Below are 2,279 nucleotides of genomic sequence, written 5' to 3'. Positions count from 1 at the left end.
CACCCTATAATTCTGATCATTTAGAAATTTTTTTGCGTTTAAAATCAATGAATTGAAAGATTTCATTTTTCTAAGTCTGATAAAACAGATGAAAACCCAACTGACTATACTCATAAAACTCAATCTTTGCGCTGCTGTACGATACCAGTAATTACAGGTGCCGAGTTTAACATCATGAAAAGTAGCCCAATAATGAATGACGCAACGCCAGCTGCGGTGCCTAACTTCTGACTGAACACCATTGAAACAAAGTACATATTTGGGATAAAAACGGACATAGCAATCACGAAAAGTAACTTATTCAGATAATTATTTATTCGGGTCTTAACCTCAACTCTATCATAAAAAGCCATCGAAACGTAAGCAGTTATCAGTGAATAAAAAGACCATGTCATATAGTTAACCGATTCATTAAATGCCTCTCGCAAAAGCAAAGCACTTTCTGTCATTCCCTACCTCATTAAATCAATAGAAAATAAATCTGAATAATTTATTTTTAAAAGAAAAGAACACAACATAACTTCAGTAGTTATGATTAATCCCTGAATGATTATTTCTTAGCAAGATATAACATGCTTAATGTATATCAGGCAATAAAAAAACTCCCAAAGACCACCGCTGTGGTCTTCAGGTATAGGATTTAAAGAACGAACTCAGTCCGGAAACGTATCACTATCTTCTGTAACGTCCGCTTTCTCTGGTAACATTCTGTTTTTAATATACTGTGAATTCCTGCAGATGAGAGGAAAAATCTCCGAGTTATTCATTATACAACTCGTTGCCGTACGGGCGTCCTCCGGAGACCATGATGAAAATGAAAACGTCTGACGGTCAAGCCATTGAGACAATAATACATTATCAACAGAAGCGCTAAACAGCGCCGCAATAGCCCTGCGTTCAACGGCCTTCTCAGGTTCAATAAACGACAACTCATTATGAAAACGGGTAATAATCGCAATACGGCTGTCAATACGAATATGTCTTTCAAGTAAGACATCGTGCAACTCATCAAGTACAGTCTCTCTCTGGGTATCGTCGAGGCAAGACCACAGAAAATGAATGTTCTCGGCATTTGTGACAACGTCTGGCTCTGCATCACGGAACCATGATGCAAAGATACCCACACTACCTTCCATCCGGATATGCTGCCCCTGAAGTTGCATTTGTTCAAGGATAAAGCGCATGTTCACAGGAAGAACCGTAAAACACTCAATAAGCCTTTCAGAAGAACTAAATACTCCACATGCCAGGGCGTTCAGCTTTTTCTTCAAAATATCAAACTGCTCACCTGACTGATATACGTCATGGAGAAATACTGGACCCATAGCATTCACATCAGACTCAATTATTTTCTCTGACAGTGCTTTTTGACGCTCTCGCACAAATATTAAAAGAGAGGTTGCATTTGTAGCTTCTTTGATGACGTCATACTGACCTTTAACAAAGCTCAGGACAGGTATATTCACCAGAAGACCTAAATCAACAATCCTGCCAACAGCATTTTTGATGTACGGCAGAACATTTTTATCCTTAAGTGCTATAAAGATACTCTCGGCAGTACGTAGATAACGAAGATATGCAGCCAAAGCCAGGTCAAACCGTTCCTCACCAATATGTTCACTGTACGACTCGATACCGGCATAGTTACCATGGAGCACCATGTGAGCAACAGCCTGTGCAGCAAATTCCGCAGGGAAGAGATTCCTCGTCGCCGTATTATTAAGATAATATTGATTTAAAACATTATTATTCCAGTCCGGGCTCAGAACAATTTTTCTGAAATGGATAACGTCCTCAACAACCTGACGATTTTTAAGCGTCATTATTGCAGAGCTAACCTGAGCCCCACCTGTACCATCATTCTTTCCAATTACGTTCTGTACCGCCTTCGATGCAATATTGATATGCCGGATAATTCCCGGATTAAAAAGGTCTATCTGAGGTTGCTCAGCTCCATAGCGTAACATCTCCTCCCGACCGTGATTTCCGATATCTAGTGTGCCAATTTTCAGGTTTGACAAGGTCTCTTCATTATTGACAAGGTATTCCACATAAAATACGCCATCTACAAAATTCTCCATTTTATTCAGTAGTGATTCACCGGCCAGAACAGAGTATGAATCAGCTTCCTGCAGCAACGTCTTCGTGGATTCAGCCTCCAATTTTTCTGAATCCTGAATTTCATCAAGTTTACTCACAATAAACGATATTTGCCTTTCGACGAAAGGCTCTAGGGAAGGTGCGAATAAGCAGGTCATGTCTTCCCAAGCTGACTCGCT

General features: G+C 40.0%; 2 protein-coding genes. Both read right to left on the bottom strand.

Annotated features, from left to right (window positions below; all coding sequences use genetic code 11):
• Nucleotides 1-119 precede the first annotated feature (119 nt).
• Complete coding sequence (locus F0Q32_RS25605) at nt 120-449, bottom strand: hypothetical protein (protein WP_000140246.1); 330 nt, start codon at nt 447-449, stop codon at nt 120-122.
• A 204-nt stretch (nt 450-653) separates the two neighbouring features.
• Nucleotides 654-2,279, bottom strand: a 1,626-nt coding sequence (locus F0Q32_RS25600) for a hypothetical protein (protein ID WP_223145814.1), incomplete at its 5' end; no start/stop codon positions are given.

This window comes from Pseudocitrobacter sp. 73 (genome assembly GCF_008369545.1).
Taxonomy (GTDB): domain Bacteria; phylum Pseudomonadota; class Gammaproteobacteria; order Enterobacterales; family Enterobacteriaceae; genus Pseudocitrobacter; species Pseudocitrobacter vendiensis.
This window is presented reverse-complemented; position numbering and strand designations above follow the sequence as displayed.

Coding starts and splice junctions, on each gene's coding strand:
- F0Q32_RS25605 (WP_000140246.1), bottom strand. CDS start 449: ATGACAGAAAGTGCTTTGCTTTTGCGAGAGGCATTTAATGAATCGGTT.